This window comes from Chromobacterium violaceum ATCC 12472, assembly GCF_000007705.1.
GTDB lineage: Bacteria > Pseudomonadota > Gammaproteobacteria > Burkholderiales > Chromobacteriaceae > Chromobacterium > Chromobacterium violaceum.
Map to the genome: position 1 here is coordinate 4,023,993 of NC_005085.1, position 14,589 is coordinate 4,038,581.

Below are 14,589 nucleotides of genomic sequence, written 5' to 3' on the forward strand. Positions count from 1 at the left end.
CGGCCTTTGGCCGCATAATGGCGGGATGACCGTGCTTCCGGAGTCCGCCATGCCGCGCCTGCGCCTTGCCCTGTTGTGCCTGATCCTTTCCCCGCTCGCCCTCGCCGATACCGTCAATGTCGCCGTCGCCAGCAACTTTCAGCAGACGCTGGACAAGATCGCCAAATCCTTCAAGGCGGCCACCGGGCATGACGTCAAGGCCAGCGCCGGCGCTTCCGGCAAGCTGGCGGCGCAGATCCGCCAGGGCGCGCCGTTCGAGGTGTTCCTGTCCGCCGACGACGAGCGCCCGACCGAGCTGGCGAAAGCCGGCCTCGGCCAGGCCTCCAGCCAGTTCACCTACGCCTATGGCCAGTTGGCGCTATGGAGCAAGCAGCGCGACGACGCCGGCGAAGCGGCGCTGCGCAAGGGCGATTTCGCCAAGCTGGCGGTCGCCAACCCCGCCACCGCGCCCTATGGCCGCGCCGCGCTGGAAACGCTGGCCGCCCTGAAGCTGGAGGCGGCGGTGAAGCCCAAGCTGCTGACCGGCGACAACATCGGCCAGACCATGCAATTCGCCGAGGTTGGCGGCGCAGACTTCGCCTTCGTCGCCTACTCCCAGTTGCTGGAGCAAGGCATACGCGGCCATTACTGGCTGGTGCCGGAAAAACTGCACCAGCCGATCCGCCAGGACGCGCTGCTGATCAAGCCGACGCCGGCCGCGGCCGCGCTGATGGCCTACCTCAAGGGCGAGCAGGCGCGCGCGCTGATGGCCCAGGCAGGCTACCGCTTCAAGCCGTGAGCCCGCAGGACTGGAGCGCGATCGCGCTGACCCTGCGCCTGGCCGGCATCAGCACGCTGCTGCTGCTGGCCCTGTGCATTCCCTGCGCCTGGTGGCTGGCGCACAGCCGCTCCCGGCTGCGCCCCATCATGGAAGCCGGCGCCATGCTGCCGCTGGTGCTGCCGCCGACGGTGCTGGGCTTCTATCTGCTGCTGGCCTTCGGACCGCACGGGCCGGTCGGCAAACTGACATCCTCGCTGGGTTTGCCGGGCCTCGCCTTCACCTTCCCCGGCGTGGTGCTCGCCTCCATCCTGTACTCGCTTCCCTTCGTGTTGCAGCCTTTGCTGGCCAGCTTCCGCGCGGTGCGGCAGGAAGAGCTGGAAAGCGCGCGGCTGCTGGGCGCCGGACGCTGGCAGCGGATGCGCCACGTGATCCTGCCTTCCTGCCGCAGCGGCCTGCTCAGCGCGGCCTGCCTGGGCTTCGCCCATACGGTAGGCGAGTTCGGCGTGGTGCTGATGATAGGCGGCAATATCGACGGCGAAACGCGCGTGATATCGATCGCGCTGTACAATCAGGTGGAGCAGGCCAACTACGGCGCCGCCCACCAGCTGGCGCTGATGTTGCTGCTGTTTTCACTGGCGGCGTTGAGCGCCGTTTATTGGCTGAACGCCCGACAGAAACAATCCGAATGACATCCGCCCGCGCCGCGGGCGCCACACTGGAGACATCCACCATGCGCAAATCCGTGCTGCTCGCCGTACTCGCCCTGTTCAGCGCCAACCTGGCGCTGGCTGACGCCGCCTGCGACGCCAAGGCAGCCGAGAAGAAACTGGCCGGCGCCGCCAAGCAGAGCTTCCTGAAGAAATGCGAAAAGGACAGCGCCGCCGCCCAGAAAAGCTGTGATGGCAAAGCCGCTGAGAAGAAGCTGGCTGGCGCGGCCAAGCAAAGCTTCACCAAGAAGTGCATGAAGGACGCGATGGCCAAGTAAAGCCTTCCAGCTCTCCATGCGGCGGCCGCGTCGAATCGCGGCTTTGCCAGACACAAACGGCATGGCATCGCCATGCCGTTTTACTTTTCCTAAAAATCCATTCCGGACAACAACTTGCGCGCCATGCGCTACACTCAAACAAGGTGTGGCTTGCGAGTGTTGGCAATGAACGCCCTGTCCGGATACAACCCCTCTGTCTCGTCTTTCGACAGCCTGCTGCCAAACTTGAGCAGTTTGTTGTCGAGCGGCTTGCTGTTGGGCTCGTCCAGCGCCGCCAGCCAGGCCAGCGCCAGCAGCAGCAAAACGGATCCGATACAGATCGAGCTGTCCACGCTGGGCCAGCTGATGTCGATACTCGGCACCTTCCAGAGCAGTCTGCAGCAGATTTACGCGCCGTCCATCCGTTTCGGCGGCGGCACCGCCAGCAGCAGCAATCCCGCCGTGGCCAGCGTCAGCACCTCCTCCGGCGCGCAGAACGCCAGTTATCTGCTCAATGTTTCCCAACTGGCGCAAGCTCAAAGCGCAACCACCAGCTTCTCCTTGTCCGACAGCGGCTCCACCGTGGTGGGCAGCGGCAGCCTGACCATCTCCACCGGCAGCTATGCCTACACCAGCTCGACCTCGGCCACCAGCTTCACCGCCAGCGGCTCCCCGGTGACCATCAGCATCAGCAACGGCACGCTGTCCAGCATCGCCAGCTCGATCAACGGCGCCGGCGCCGGCGTGGTAGCCAACGTGGTGCAGAACGCGTCGGGCGGCTACCAGCTGCAGATCAGCCAGGCCAGCACCGGCGCCAGCAACAACTTCAAGATCACCGTCAGCGACAACGACGGCAACAACACCGACCAGAGCGGCCTGTCTCGGCTGGCCTTCGACCAGACCCAGGCGGTGGGCAGCGGCCAGAACCTGACCCAGACCCAGGCCGCGCTGAACGCCAGCTACACCGTCAACGGCGCGTCCGGCTCCAGCGCCAGCAACGCCGGCATCCAGCTGGGCAGCGGCGTGTCAGCCAACCTGCTGGCCACCGGCAGCAGCAACATCACCGTCAACGTCGACTTCGGCCAGCTCAACACCAGCGCCCAGTCGCTGGCCAGCGCCTTCAACACCGCTCTGGGCGCCATCAACAGCCTGCTGGGCAACCAGGTTCTGCCAAGCCAGGATCCTATCGCCAGGCAACTGCCGCAAATGCTGAACCAGCAGGCGCAGAAGAGCTACAGCAACGGCAGCTCGCTGCTCACCACGCTGAGCCAGGTCGGCCTGAACTACCAAAGCCCGGCGCAATACGGCTTGGGCGGCACGCTGAACCTGAACGTCGCTTCGCTGCAGGCCGCGTACAACAGCGATTCCAGCGGCACGGCCAACCTACTGTACACGGTCGCGCAATCGCTGAACGCGCTGGCCAACAGCTATACCACTCAAGGCAACGGCACGCTGGTCAACGAAACCCGCGCGCTGCAGGCCCAGCAGCGCACCCGGCAGCTGGTGACCAACACCCGGCCGACGCCCAATACCTTCCCGTACAATCTGCAGAACCTGCTCAGCTACCCGTCCAGCAACAGCCTGCTGTCCTCCCAGCAGATCAGCGGCCTCGCGATGTACGCGCTGGTGTACTCGATCGGCGCGCCGTACGCGCTGAACTCGCTGCTGGTCGGCCAGGGGCTGGGCCTGTCCAGCAGCGGCTTCTCCGCCATCGCCTGAGCGATTTTCCCCGCCCTTTGCTCCATGCCGCGTTTGGCGGTAAAATTCATCGGATGATTGGATGTTTAATCGGACTCCCATGAATATTTCCTCCTCCAAGCGCTCGCTGGTCGACATCGCCGTCGACAATCTGGGCAAACAGCTGGAACAGGGCCGCTGGCCGGTGGGCAGCCGCATCCCCACCGAGCCGGAACTGGCCGACGAGTTGGGCATCAGCCGCAACACCGTGCGCGAAGCGGTGCGGGTGCTGCTGTACGCCGGCCTGCTGGAGGTGCGCCAGGGCGACGGCACCTATGTCCGCGCCATCGTCAATCCGGGCGAGGCGATGCGCGCGCTCAGCCGCGCCAGCCTGCGCGAGCACCTGGAAGTGCGCTGCCTGCTGGAGGAGAGCGCGGCCAGGCTGGCCGCCGAGCGCGCCGGCGCCGGCGACATCGCCCGCATCGCCGCCACGCTGGACGGGCTGCAACGCCGGGACGGCGAAACGCCGGAAAGCTACGCCGAGCGCGATCTCGCCTTCCACGTCGCCATCGCCGACGCCAGCGGCAACCAGGCGCTGGCCGGCCTGTACCACTTTTTCTCGCGCGCGGTGCGCCAGAGCGTGCAGGACTCCATCCGCGACGAGGCGCTGCCCGACCCGGACTTCGCCGCCCACGCCGCCATCTTCGACGCGATCCGGCAAGGCCGGCCGGACGAAGCCGGCCGCGCCGCCGCCGCCATCACCCGCCCGCTGCTGGCCACGCTGGACCGGCTGCTGGACACAAAACAATAAGGAAGCACGATGCAAGAAAACATGGGGCGATCCAAAGCTATCGCCGACGAACTGTTGATTGACGACGAAGCCGCGCCGCGAACCGGCAGCCGCCATCGCGTGCTGATGTTGCTGCTGGGCCTGGTGCTGGTGGGACTCAACCTGCGCCCGGCGCTGTCCAGCCTGGCGCCGGTGCTGGCCATGGTCAGCGCCGACACCGGCCTGAGCCCTGCGATGTCCGGCCTGCTGACCACGCTGCCGGTGGCTTGCCTGGGCATCTTCGGCCCGCTGGCGCCCCACCTGGCGCGCCGCCTGGGCAGCGAGAAGACCATCGCCGCCGTCCTGCTGGTCTTGGCCGCCGGCATCCTGCTGCGCACCCAGCTCGGATTGTTCGGCCTGTTCGCCGGCTCGGCGCTGGCCGGTGCCGCCATCGGCGTGATCGGCGTGCTGCTGCCCGGCATCGTCAAACGCGAATTCGCCAACCGCGCCGGCCTGATGACCGGCGTCTACACCATGGCGCTATGCCTGGGCGCGGCGCTGGCCGCCGGCTTCACCGTGCCGGTGGCCGAGAGCTTCGGCCACGACTGGCGACCGGCGCTGGCGTTGTGGGCGGTGCCGGCCGCGCTGGCGCTGGCGGTCTGGTGGCCGCAATTGAGCGCCCGCCACGCCGCCAGCCAAGGCCAATGGCGGGTGCGGGGCATTCTGCGCGACCCGTTGGCCTGGCAGGTGACCTTGTTCATGGGCCTGCAATCCTCGCTGGCCTACATCGTGTTCGGCTGGCTGCCGTCCATCCTGATGGACCGCGGCCTCACCGCGATGCAGGGCGGACTGATGCTGTCCTTGTCCACCATGGTACAGGTGCCGGCGTCGCTGCTGGTGCCGATGCTGGCCCACCGCTGCCGCAACCAGCGCCCGCCCATCGCCGTCACGCTGCTGGCGGTGATCGCCGGCCTGCTGGGCATGCTGTACGCGCCCACCGACAGCCTGATCCTGTGGGCGGTCCTGCTCGGCTTCGGCCAGGGCGGCCTGTTCAGCACCGCGCTCAGCCTGCTGGCCCACCGCTCGCCGGACCAGCACGTGGCGGCCCACCTGTCCGGCATGGCCCAGGGCATAGGCTATATGCTGGCCTCGCTGGGCCCGTTCGCCGTCGGCCTGATCCGCGGCCACAGCCATGAAGCCTGGCCGCTGGCGCTGCTGTTCAGCCTGATCGCCGCCGCGGCCTTCTGCGTCGGCATGCTGGCCGGCCGCAAACGGCTGGTCGGCGTGAAGGCCGAAGCCGTCTAACCGGCCTCTCCCCATAAGCAAGCCCCGCCGTTTAGGCGGGGCTTTTTCTCATCCCGACAAACGACTCACCTGGGCCGGGCGACGATGCCGTAACGCGCCTGCAGCGCCGGCAAGGTCTCGGCCGCCAGCGGCAGACTGGCGTCGCCGACCTTGAGCGCGACGGGCAGCGTCGCCGCGTCCCCGTCCCAGTCCGGCAGCGCCTCCTCCAGCACCGCCGCCAAGTCGCGGTCGTCCACCACGGCCAGCTCGCCGCCGATCTCCAGCAGCAGCATGCCGTCCGGCGTCAGCCAGGCGGCGCGCGCCGGCAGGTCGTCGTCGTAGGGCACCGTGCTCCAGCCCTTGGGCGTGCGCCGCGCCGCCAAGGGCGCGGCGTCCAGTTGCACGTAAACCTTCTGGGGGCCGTTCTGCACATAGCAGCGGCCCTGGCCGTCCCGGCTGTAATTGCGGTTGAAGAATTCCACCATGCCCTCGTGCTGCAGCCGGGCGTCCTTGATCCACCACTGGCCCCGGGCGTCCAGCCGCAGCCAGCCGAACACCGCCGGCACGTTCGGCCACTTGGCCAGCGCCGCCAACACCATTTCGTCCATCATTTCTCCTCCCGCGGATATCTCCCGCTTTTTTCCGCTAGCCTAGCGCGCGCAGCACCGTCAGCGGCGGCGTCCTCGTTACCTTGCCCACCAGCGGCCAGCCGGCCAGCGTCACCACCAGCACGCCGCCGGCCATCCCCAGCGGCAGCAGCCACCAGTTGAGCAGCAGCGGCAGAGCAAACAGCTTCACCGCCGCCAGCACGCCGATTCCCATCGCGCCCAATGCCGCCAGCAAGCCGGACACCGCGCCCAGCCATACCAGCTCGGCCAGCACCACGCTGCGCACTTGCCTGCGCGACGCGCCCAGCGCCCGCATCAGCCCCACGTCGGCCAGCCGCTCGTCGCGGGTGGCCGTCAGCGACGCCCACAACACCAGCACCCCGGCCGCCAGCGCCAACAGGAACATCGCCTCGATCGCCCGCGTCAGCTTGTCCACCATCGCCCTGACCTCGGCCAGGATGCTGCCCACGTCTATCACCGTCAGATTGGGGAAGCGCTCCACCAACTGATTGGCGAAGGCCTCGTCCGCCGGCTCAAGGCGGAAGCTGGTAATCCAGCTGGCCGGCTGCCGGCTGAACTGGCCCGGCGTGCCGATCACGAAGAAATTGACGCGGAAGCTGTCCCAGGGCACTTCGCGCAGGCTGGTCACCTTGGCGCGGTAGGCGGTGCCGGCCAAGTCGAAAGCCAGCGTGTCGCCCAACTTGATGCCCAGCAGATTGGCCAGGCCCTTCTCCACCGAGAATTGCGGCTTCACCCGCTTGCCCTCGTCCCACCACTTGCCGGACACCACCTGGTTGCCCGGCGGCGGCTCGGCGCGCCAGGACAGGTTGAACTCGCGCTCGGCCAGCCGCCGCGCCTGCTCGTTGTCGTAGGCGGCCGGGCGCACCGGCTGCTCGTTGATGGCGATCAGCCGCGCGCGCACCATGGGCGCGAGCTCGGGCAGCGGCCGCCCGGCGGCGGCAAACGCGTCGCGCACGCCGTCCAGCTGGTTGCCCTGGATGTTGATCACGAACTTGTTCGGCGCGTCGGCCGGCACGCTGCGCTGCCAGGCGCCGATCAGGTCGTCGCGCACCACGGTCAGCGTCAGCAGCGCCATCAGCCCCACCGACAGCGAGGCGATCTGCAGCACCGCCAGCCAGCGCCGCCGCGCCAGGTTGGCGATGCCGAAGCGCCAGCCCACCTTGCCGCCGCGCGGCAGCCGGCGCAACAGCAGCACCAGGCCCAGCGCCAGCGCGCCGGACACGGCGAGAAAACCCAGCATCGCCGCCAGCAGCCAGCCGGCCAGCGACCACTCCCCCACCTGCCACGAAGCCAGGCCCAGCAGCGTGGCCAGCGCCAGCACCGGCGCGATCACGCCCTGGCGGGTCGGCGGCAGCTCGTTGCGCAGCACCGCCGCCGGCGACACGTCGCGTATGCCCATCAAGGGCGGCAACGCCAGGCCGGCCAGCAGCAGCTGCGCCGCCAGCGGGCCGATCAGCCACGGCTGCCAGCCTGGATCGGGCAGGATCTCGCCGACATAGCCGCTGAACAGCCGCATCAACCCCAGTTGCACGCCGAAGCCGGCCAGCGTGCCGAGCAGGCCGGCCAACAGCCCCACCAGCACGAACAGGCCGACGAACAGCCCCCATACCTCGCCGGAGCCCAGTCCCAGGCAGCGCAGCACCGCCACCTGCTGCCAGTGGCGCCGCAGGTAGCGGCGCACCACCAGCGCCACCGCCGACGCGGCCAGCGCCACGGTCAGCATCGCGGTCAGGCCGAGGAAACGCCGCGCGCGCTCCAGGCCGGTGCGGATTTCCGGCCGCATCTCCTCCACGTTTTCCAGCCGGGCCCCCTTAGGCTTGTGCGTGCGCAGCCAGGCGCGGAAATCGGCGACCTGGCGGTCCTCGCCGGCGAACAGCAGGCGCCAGCGGATGCGGCTGCCCTCCTGCACCAGGCCGGTGGCCGGCAGGTCGGCGCTGTTGAACATCAGCCGCGGCACGAAGTTATAAATGTCCATGCTGCCGTCCGGCTCGCGGACGATGATGCCGGCCAGCCTCAACTGGGCGTTGCCGACGCCGATCTCGTCGCCCAGTTTCAGCTTGAGCCGGCTGATCAGCCTGGCGTCGGCCCAGGCGGTGCCGGGCGCGGGCTGCAGCCTGCCGCTCTTTTCACCGCCGTCCAGCAGCCGCACCGTGGTTTCGCCGCGCAGCGGGTAGCCGGCGCTCACCGCCTTGTACTGCGCCAGCGTCGCCTGTCCGCCGGCGAACGCCATCGACGGGAAGGTGATGTTGTCGGCGGTCTCCAGGCCGCGGCGCCTCGCCTCCGCCCGCACCGCGTCCGGCGCCGTCTCGTTGCCGGACAGCACCAGGTCGGCCGCCAGCAGCTGGGTGGCCTGGGTGGTCAGCGCCTTCTCCACCCGGTCGGAGAAAAAGGCGACGCTGCTCATCGCCGCCACCGCCACCAGCAGGGCCAAGCCGAGGATGGTCAGCTCGCCGGCCGCCAGTTCGCGGCGGATGAAGCGGGCGACGAAACGGAAACGTCCAAGCAGGGTCATTCGGCGCGCGCTCCGTTCAGCTTGCCGTCCACCAGACGGTAAATCGCGTCGCAGCGGCTGGCCAGCTCGGTGTCGTGGGTGACCAGCACCAGCGCCGTGCCCTGCTCGGCGTTGAGCTGGAACAGCAGGTCTATGATCTGGCGGCCGGTGTGCGGATCGAGGTTGCCGGTGGGCTCGTCGGCGAACAGGAGGCCGGGATGGATGACGAAAGCGCGCGCCAGCGCCACCCGCTGCTGCTCGCCGCCGGACAGGTGGCGCGGATAGTGGCCCAGCCGCGCCGACAGCCCCACCCGCTCCAGCATCTGCCTGGCCGCCTCGCGCGCGTCGTTGCGCCCGGCCAGCTCCAGTGGCAGCATGACATTCTCCAGCGCGGTCAATTGCGGCAGGAGCTGGAAGTTCTGGAACACGAAGCCCACCCGGTCGCGCCTGAGCAGCGCGCGGGCATCCTCGCTGAGCCGGGACAGCGGCTTGCCGAACAGCGCCACCTCGCCGTCGCTGGGGTGGTCGAGGCCGGCCAGCAGCGACAGCAGCGTGGACTTGCCCGAGCCCGAGGTGCCGACGATGGCCACGCTCTCGCCCGGATACAGCGTCAGCGAGGCGCTGCGCAGGATGTGCAGCACGTCGCCGCGGAAATGCACTTGTTTCGCCAACTCGCTGGCGGCCAACACCGCCTTCTTTTTCTCAGGATGGTTCATGCGCTCTATCGTCTGCAAAATGCTGTTCCCTTTGTTGCTGCTGTGGCAGCTGCCCGCCCTGGCCGCCACCGTGCTGGTGTTCGGCGACAGCCTGTCCGCCGGCTACGGCCTGGCCCCGGGCCAGGGATGGGCGGCGCTGCTGGCGCGCGACCTCTCGCCCCGGCACAAGGTGGTCAACGCCAGCGTGTCCGGCGAAACCAGCGCCGGCGGCCTGTCCAGGCTGCCCGACGCGCTCGCCCGCCACCAGCCCGACGTGCTGGTGCTGGAACTCGGCGCCAACGATGGCCTGCGCGGCCTGCCGATGGCTGACATGAGGCGCAACCTGCAGCGGATGATAGACCTGGCCCAGGCGCGCAAGGCCAAGGTGCTGCTGGTGGGCATGGCGCTGCCACCCAACTATGGCCCCCGCTACGGCGCCGAGTTCCGCGCCGTTTATGACGATTTGGCCCGCCGCAACCGCCTGGCCTACGTGCCGCTGCTGGTCGAGGGCTTCGCCGGCGACCTCGGCGCCTTCCAGCCCGACGGCCTGCATCCCCGCGCGGAGAAGCAGGCCACCATGATGCGCACGGTCAAGGCAAAACTGCCAGTGAAATAATGCAACAAAGCCATTGACTGGTTATTGTTTTAAATAGAAGAATAAGCATATCGCATAACCATACAACGATCCGCCAATCTGCTTCCGCCGCGCAGCCGGAACCAGGCCGAACGGCCGTTGCCGCGCCATGCCTCAAGCCGCTTTGCTACGCCGTCTTTCCCGTCCCTACCGCGGCCTGCCGCCCAGCGTCTACATCCAGGTCGTCTGCAGCTTCATCAACAACGTGGGCGGCATCTCCAAGCTGTTCCTGCCGCTGTATCTGCGCGAGAGCTACCAGCTACCCTACAACCAGATCGGCATGCTGATGGCTTTCTACGGCGCCGGCATGCTGGCCGGTTCGCTGAAGGGCGGCAGCCTGACCGACCGCTTCGACAGCCGCGCGCTGGGCGTGCTGGCCCTGGCCGTGTCCGGCCTGTGCATGGTTTTGCTGGCGTTGCGGATTCCGGTGTGGCTGTTCATGCCGGTGCTGGTGCTGTCCGGCATGGCCGACGGCGGCTTCCGGCCGATCAACCAACGGCTGGCGCTGGAGCCCTGCGCGCCGCAGCAGCGTCCGGTGGCCCAGGGCATGATGCGGGTAGCCTTCAACCTGGGCGTGGCCATCGCCGGCGTCAGCAGCGGCTTCCTCGCCGCCTATGGCTACCAATGGGTGTACGCCGCCAATGCCGCCGGCACGCTGCTGGGTGCCTGCTGGATGGCCTGTTCCTACGCCCGCCGCGTGGAAAGCACCCGTCCGCAGAGGCGCCGGGCCGATGATGAAGACGCTTTGGCCGGCCCCTGGCGCGACGCGAGCTTTCTGCGCAGCATCCTGGCGCTGGTGCTGATCACGCTGGCCTTCGACCAGATGTACGTCACGCTGGCGCTGTTCCTGCGCGAACACTACCAACTGGGGCCGCAATGGGTCGGCTACCTGTTCACCCTCAACGGCCTGATGGTGGTGGCGCTGCAGATTCCGATCAGCCGGCGCATCCTGCGCTGGGGGCTGGCGCGCAGCACCCAGCTGGGCGTGCTGCTGACCGGCTGCTCCTTCCTGTGGCTGAACGCCGGCCACGGCGTGCCGTGGGCGGTGCTGATGATGATGACGCTGACCTTCGGCGAGCTGTTGCTGTCGCCCAGCTACGCCCATCTGGTGATGCACCGCTCCGAGGGCAGGCTGCGCGGCAGCTACCTGGGACTCTACAACGCGGCATGGAACGGAAGAACGCTGGTCGCGCCGGCGCTGGGCACCGCGCTCTATGGCCAGTTCGGAGGGCAAATGCTATGGTGGCTGTGCGCGCTGGCCGCCTGCCTGGGCGTGGCCATCCAGCACGGCGCGCTGAAAGCCATGCTCGCCCCCGCGGCGGAAAGGGGCTAAGGCCCGTCAACGCGGATCCAGACCCTAGATGTCATCCATCGGAGACGCCAGGCAGACCCGGTTGCGCCCGCCCTGCTTGGCGCGGTACAGCGCCACGTCGGCCCGCTTCAGGCATTGCCGCACCAGGTCGCCCGGCTGGCAGCCTACCACCCCCACCGACATCGTCTGCACCCGTCCCACCGGCAACCCCTCCAGGCTGGACGTGGAAAGCAGGGTCCTCACCTCCTCCATCAGGCTCAGCAGCTCCAGCCCGTCCCGGTCCGGCGCCAGCACCGCGAACTCCTCGCCGCCGTATCGCGCCAGAATGCAGCCTTCCGGCAAGCGGCTTTCGATCAGCCTGGCCGTCTGACACAGCAGCCGGTCCCCCGCCAGGTGGCCGAAGGTATCGTTCACCTGCTTGAAATGGTCGAGATCCAGCATCGCCAGCGACCAGGGACGTCCGCTGGCCAGGCTGGCTTCGGCGCAGCGGTCCAGCCTCTCGCGCAATGCCCGCTGGTTGTAGCAGCCGGTCAGGGCATCGCTCTCCGCAAGCTTTTTCATCTGCTGCAGCGCGCTCTGCAGCACCTGCTGCCGCTTTTCCAGCAGGGCCTTTTTGCCCATGCTCTCCCGATGCAGGGCCTGCACCGAGGCCAGCATGCTCTCGTTGCGCTCGCTCAGGTTGGCGGTATCCTGCAGCTGGCGGTGAAAACTCTGCAGGAATTCCCATTGCACCAGGATATAGATGGCGGACCCCACCATCAGGGCCAGGTACAGGCTGCCGCCCTCACTGTAAAGCCGGTACAAGGGATACGCCCAGTATCCGACCAAATGGGCGCGCAGCATGTCCCGGCATGGCGCCAACAGCAGGGAAAGCAGCGCCGAGGCGCCCACCAGCCACAGCAGGGTCACCATCCGGTACGGCTCGTCCTGGTCTGGCAGCATCAGCCACATGATGGCGGGCCAAGCCATGCTGTTCGCCAGCATCACCCCCCGCAGCGCCAGGTAGCGGCGCCAGGTCTGCCACAAGGACAATGGCTCGTTGCCGAAGCGCTCGCACAACTTGCGCAGCCACAACTGCATCGCCAGGAAAGGCAGCGCCCATGCCAGCCCCCTCACCCACGGCACCTGGGGCAGCATCAGCAGCACGAACAAGGGAATGGTGAGGAAGGATTGCCAAATCGACAGCCTGAGCATGCCCACCATCTCCCGCGCCAGCTCCGCCTCCTGCCGGCCGAAGACGATAGGCTCGCGATCGATCCGCGTCATATCGCGTCCTTCTCGGAGCAGACCCGATTGCGCCCCTGCGCCTTGGCCATGTACAAGGCGCTGTCCGCCCGCTGCAGCATCGCGCCCAGATCGGTGCCCGGATACCAGCTGGCCACCCCGCAGGAGATGGTCACCGGCAGGATGCCGGTCAATGGCGTCCAGTCGTAATCGGCGATGGCCGAGCGCAAGGCGTCCATGCGGCGGAAATGCTCGCCGCCGTTGCAATCCGGCGTCACGAGCAGGAATTCCTCGCCGCCGTAGCGGGCGAACACTTCGCCTGGCTTCAGCGTGGCGCTGACGATCCGGCACAGCTGCTGCAGCACCTCGTCGCCGGTCGGGTGGCCGCATTCGTCGTTGATGCGTTTGAAGTAATCCAGGTCGATGATGGACAGCGCGAACGGCGCGCCCTGCTCCTCGGAACGCTGCAGCAGGCGCTCCAGCTCGGGCGTCAACGCCCGCATGTTGAAGACACCGGTCAACGGATCGCGAACCGTCAGCTCGCGTATCCGCAGCAAGGTGGCGTCGAGCTCGTCGTTCTGCCGCTCCAGCTGCGCATTGCAGTCGTCCAGCTGCGCGCGTTCCTCTCCCAGCCGCCAGGACAACAGCTGGTTATCGACCCGATTCTTGATCGATTCCACCAGGAAACGATGCAGATGGGCGGTGAACTGGATCAGCACGCCGCTGAAGACCAGCACAGACACCCCGACCAGGTGCAGCAGCTGGTCATGGGAGTCGAACAGACGCGTCAGCATCAGCGCCCCCAAGATTCCTTCGAACAGGTAGAACAGCCTGCGCTTGCCGATCAGCAACGCGCCCTGCACCGCGCTGATCGCCAGCATCCACAGCAATACCACCAAGGCGTAGGTGATGTCGTCGTCGCGCATGATCAGCCAGGCCGAGCTGCCCCATCCCAGGCTGCTCGCCAGCAGGCAGGCGACAAAGCTGCGATACAGGACGGCGACGCGGTCGTCGTCGTCGTCGCGGCAACGCCTGGCCAGCATGGTGATCAGGTACTCCAGCGCCAGCAGCGGATAGATGAGCATGCCCCAGCGCAGCAAGCCAATGGTGGGCGCATGGCCCCATTGCAGCGCCTGCAGCACCAGCACGCCGGGAAAGGCATAGGGCAGGCAGTCGCCGGAGGCGCGCATCACCTGCAGCCTGGATTCCCGCTCCACCATTCGCCGCCTGGTCGCTTGCACTCCATCCCCCTAACCCTATGAATACTATTGTTATAGGGGACGGCGGCGGTCGATAAAACAACACCCCGCCGGCTTGCGCGGGCGGGGTGCGGGACGGAATCCGGGTCAGTCGCGGATTACAGGTCCTTGGCGTTCTCGGCCAGGTAGGAAGCCACGCCTTCGGCGGACGGCTTCATGCCCTTCTTGCCCTTGTTCCAGCCAGCCGGGCACACTTCGCCGTGCTCTTCGGTGAATTGCAGCGCGTCGACCATGCGCAGCATTTCGTCGACGTTGCGGCCCAGCGGCAGGTTGTTCACCACTTGGTGCTGCACCACGCCGGACTTGTCGATCAGGAAGGAGCCGCGGAAAGCCACGCCGCCGTCGGCTTCAACATCGTAGGCCTTGCACAGGTCGTGCTGGATGTCTGCGACCAGGGTGTAGCCGACTTGGCCGATGCCGCCCTTTTCCACCGGGGTGTTGCGCCATGCGGCGTGGGTGAACTGGCTGTCGATGGACACGCCGATCACTTCCACGTTCTTGGCCTTGAATTCGGCCAGGCGGTGGTCGAAGGCGATCAGTTCGGACGGGCAGACGAAGGTGAAGTCCAGCGGGTAGAAGAACACCACGGCGTACTTGCCGGCGGTGGCTTGCTTGAAGGAGTAGTTGTCTACGATCTCGCCATTGCCCAGCACGGCGGAGAAAGTCTTTTCACCAGCGAAGAACGGGGCTTGCTTGCCAACGAGTACGGCCATTTTGATCTCCTTAAAGGTCTTGATATGACAACGTTTCCCTGATCGGGCATCGGAAAACGCCGTGGATTGCGGAGCTTTATAAAACACTGCGTCCGAGCCCGGCAAATTGTAAATCGATATCGTTGCGATAAAGTTTTGCAATCGCGGAGCGCGGAACCGCCCCGGCGGCGCGGGGGCC

14 protein-coding genes are annotated in these 14,589 nt (G+C 67.4%); 8 read left to right on the forward strand and 6 right to left on the reverse strand.

Annotated features, from left to right (window positions below; translation table 11 throughout):
- Positions 1–49 precede the first annotated feature (49 nt).
- From modA to CV_RS18460, 6 genes are all read left to right on the forward strand, one after another.
- Positions 50–778 carry a molybdate ABC transporter substrate-binding protein gene (gene modA / locus CV_RS23670; protein ID WP_011137273.1) on the forward strand — a complete coding sequence of 243 codons (729 nt, stop codon included), beginning with the start codon at positions 50–52 and terminating at the stop codon, positions 776–778.
- On the forward strand, positions 775–1,449 hold the full coding sequence (gene modB, locus CV_RS23675; RefSeq protein ID WP_011137274.1) for a molybdate ABC transporter permease subunit: 675 nt from the start codon (positions 775–777) through the stop codon (positions 1,447–1,449). The genes modA and modB overlap by 4 nt, the downstream gene beginning before the upstream one ends.
- Before the next feature lie 41 nt (positions 1,450–1,490).
- Positions 1,491–1,745 (forward strand): hypothetical protein, encoded by a 255-nt coding sequence (locus CV_RS18445; protein WP_043596688.1) that lies wholly within the window; start codon positions 1,491–1,493, stop codon positions 1,743–1,745.
- A 165-nt stretch (positions 1,746–1,910) separates the two neighbouring features.
- Positions 1,911–3,443, forward strand: a complete 1,533-nt coding sequence (gene fliD / locus CV_RS18450) for a flagellar filament capping protein FliD (protein ID WP_043596690.1) — start codon at positions 1,911–1,913, stop codon at positions 3,441–3,443.
- 79 nt (positions 3,444–3,522) lie between these two features.
- A complete protein-coding gene (locus CV_RS18455) occupies positions 3,523–4,212 on the forward strand; it encodes a FadR/GntR family transcriptional regulator (RefSeq protein ID WP_011137277.1) in 690 nt (229 codons plus the stop codon).
- Positions 4,213–4,221: 9 nt separating this feature from the next.
- Positions 4,222–5,475 carry a CynX/NimT family MFS transporter gene (locus CV_RS18460; protein ID WP_011137278.1) on the forward strand — a complete coding sequence of 418 codons (1,254 nt, stop codon included), beginning with the start codon at positions 4,222–4,224 and terminating at the stop codon, positions 5,473–5,475.
- Between the two features lie 65 nt (positions 5,476–5,540).
- Here CV_RS18460 and CV_RS18465 read toward each other — a convergent pair whose 3' ends face one another.
- From CV_RS18465 to CV_RS18475, 3 genes are read right to left on the reverse strand one after another with little or no spacing between them, the layout of a single operon-like run.
- A complete protein-coding gene (locus CV_RS18465) occupies positions 5,541–6,065 on the reverse strand; it encodes a DUF2946 family protein (RefSeq protein WP_225547850.1) in 525 nt (174 codons plus the stop codon).
- Positions 6,066–6,099: 34 nt separating this feature from the next.
- A complete protein-coding gene (locus tag CV_RS18470) occupies positions 6,100–8,595 on the reverse strand; it encodes an ABC transporter permease (protein WP_011137280.1) in 2,496 nt (831 codons plus the stop codon).
- A complete protein-coding gene (locus CV_RS18475) occupies positions 8,592–9,290 on the reverse strand; it encodes an ABC transporter ATP-binding protein (RefSeq protein ID WP_011137281.1) in 699 nt (232 codons plus the stop codon). The genes CV_RS18470 and CV_RS18475 overlap by 4 nt, the downstream gene beginning before the upstream one ends.
- Between CV_RS18475 and CV_RS18480 the strand changes: the two genes are divergently transcribed.
- Positions 9,289–9,885 carry an arylesterase gene (locus CV_RS18480; protein WP_011137282.1) on the forward strand — a complete coding sequence of 199 codons (597 nt, stop codon included), beginning with the start codon at positions 9,289–9,291 and terminating at the stop codon, positions 9,883–9,885. The genes CV_RS18475 and CV_RS18480 overlap by 2 nt on opposite strands.
- 127 nt (positions 9,886–10,012) lie before the next feature.
- Positions 10,013–11,236, forward strand: coding sequence for an MFS transporter (locus tag CV_RS18485; protein WP_011137283.1), 1,224 nt, complete (start codon positions 10,013–10,015; stop codon positions 11,234–11,236).
- A 24-nt stretch (positions 11,237–11,260) separates the two neighbouring features.
- Here the strand turns inward: CV_RS18485 and CV_RS22355 are convergent, their stop codons facing one another.
- The 3 genes from CV_RS22355 to CV_RS18500 form a co-directional block, all read right to left on the reverse strand.
- Complete coding sequence (locus CV_RS22355) at positions 11,261–12,481, reverse strand: GGDEF domain-containing protein (protein WP_052278870.1); 1,221 nt, start codon at positions 12,479–12,481, stop codon at positions 11,261–11,263.
- On the reverse strand, positions 12,478–13,680 hold the full coding sequence (locus CV_RS22360) for a GGDEF domain-containing protein (RefSeq protein WP_147296198.1): 1,203 nt from the start codon (positions 13,678–13,680) through the stop codon (positions 12,478–12,480). Before CV_RS22360 ends, CV_RS22355 begins: the two co-directional genes overlap by 4 nt.
- Before the next feature lie 116 nt (positions 13,681–13,796).
- Entirely contained in the window at positions 13,797–14,411 is a 615-nt protein-coding gene (locus CV_RS18500) for a peroxiredoxin (RefSeq protein WP_011137286.1), read from the reverse strand.
- Positions 14,412–14,589 lie beyond the last annotated feature (178 nt).

Bases quoted from the DNA above. Each gene is read 5' to 3' on its own strand.
- modA (WP_011137273.1), top strand. From the start codon at position 50: ATGCCGCGCCTGCGCCTTGCCCTGTTGTGCCTGATCCTTTCCCCGCTC.
- CV_RS18445 (WP_043596688.1), top strand. From the start codon at position 1,491: ATGCGCAAATCCGTGCTGCTCGCCGTACTCGCCCTGTTCAGCGCCAAC.
- fliD (WP_043596690.1), top strand. From the start codon at position 1,911: ATGAACGCCCTGTCCGGATACAACCCCTCTGTCTCGTCTTTCGACAGC.
- CV_RS18455 (WP_011137277.1), top strand. From the start codon at position 3,523: ATGAATATTTCCTCCTCCAAGCGCTCGCTGGTCGACATCGCCGTCGAC.
- CV_RS18460 (WP_011137278.1), top strand. From the start codon at position 4,222: ATGCAAGAAAACATGGGGCGATCCAAAGCTATCGCCGACGAACTGTTG.
- CV_RS18465 (WP_225547850.1), bottom strand. From the start codon at position 6,065: ATGATGGACGAAATGGTGTTGGCGGCGCTGGCCAAGTGGCCGAACGTG.
- CV_RS18470 (WP_011137280.1), bottom strand. From the start codon at position 8,595: ATGACCCTGCTTGGACGTTTCCGTTTCGTCGCCCGCTTCATCCGCCGC.
- CV_RS18480 (WP_011137282.1), top strand. From the start codon at position 9,289: ATGCGCTCTATCGTCTGCAAAATGCTGTTCCCTTTGTTGCTGCTGTGG.
- CV_RS18475 (WP_011137281.1), bottom strand. From the start codon at position 9,290: ATGAACCATCCTGAGAAAAAGAAGGCGGTGTTGGCCGCCAGCGAGTTG.
- CV_RS18485 (WP_011137283.1), top strand. From the start codon at position 10,013: ATGCCTCAAGCCGCTTTGCTACGCCGTCTTTCCCGTCCCTACCGCGGC.
- CV_RS22355 (WP_052278870.1), bottom strand. From the start codon at position 12,481: ATGACGCGGATCGATCGCGAGCCTATCGTCTTCGGCCGGCAGGAGGCG.
- CV_RS18500 (WP_011137286.1), bottom strand. From the start codon at position 14,411: ATGGCCGTACTCGTTGGCAAGCAAGCCCCGTTCTTCGCTGGTGAAAAG.